This is a genomic window from Synechococcus sp. H70.1, assembly GCF_047502705.1.
Lineage (GTDB): Bacteria > Cyanobacteriota > Cyanobacteriia > Thermostichales > Thermostichaceae > Thermostichus.
Map to the genome: position 1 here is coordinate 1 of NZ_JANSIV010000103.1, position 792 is coordinate 792.

Here is a 792-nt window from a genome sequence, read left to right on the forward strand (position 1 = left end):
CAGATCCGTTCATCACCGCCTTTGGCAACTTCTCCGAGCTGCGGCGGGTGATCGATACGGTTAACAAAGGCACGCCTGTCGAAGAGCTTAGCCTGGCCGACCAGACCACGCTGCAGACGGCGGGCTGTATGTTGGGCATGCTGGCCGACAACATTCTGCGGATTGAGGCGGCTGCCAACGCCGGGGATCCAGTAGCTCAGATCCTTCGGGATGACATCAAAGCCAGCCGTAGGGGTGATCTGAATGCCTCTAACCGCTTCTACCTGCCGCTGCGCTACATTTTCCCTGACACGACCGAAAACAACACTGACTGGTTCAACCACGAGGATCCTCTGGAGAAGCGGCGGAGGGAGGCATATAAGCCATTTAATGGTGAGAGTTGGGTACCGAGGGCAACCTATCGAGCCCTGTGCGATCCCAGAAATCCCGGCTGCAACTTGGAGGAGCTGGATGACTTGAAGCTGATCAGACTCCAGCCCCGCAAGAACATCAACGAGTGGGTATTGCCCAGGGCCTCAACCTCTTGCCCCAGGAGCGACCTGCTTGGCAAGCATCCCAACAGCAACCAGATGGAGCTGATCCAGGTCGGCGACCAGTGCTATCGCGTGCCCTTCAAAGATTCGGTGTTTTACGATGGCCGCGAGGCGATGGCAGTGCGGGCCCTCAACATCGACCTGGCCCTTTTGACCAACAACGTCCCGGATCTTTTGCCCAGCAACGTCCCGGGGCAGGAAAAGGGCTTGATCAACGGAGATACTTGGCTGCCTGCCGGCGTGCAAGAAGGCCGCGAGG

At 58.5% G+C, this 792-nt stretch carries 1 protein-coding gene; it reads left to right on the top strand.

Features of this window, described 5'->3' with window-relative positions:
* Positions 1–792: hypothetical protein (locus NW827_RS07680; RefSeq protein WP_414503522.1), on the top strand; the 792-nt coding region annotated here is incomplete at both ends.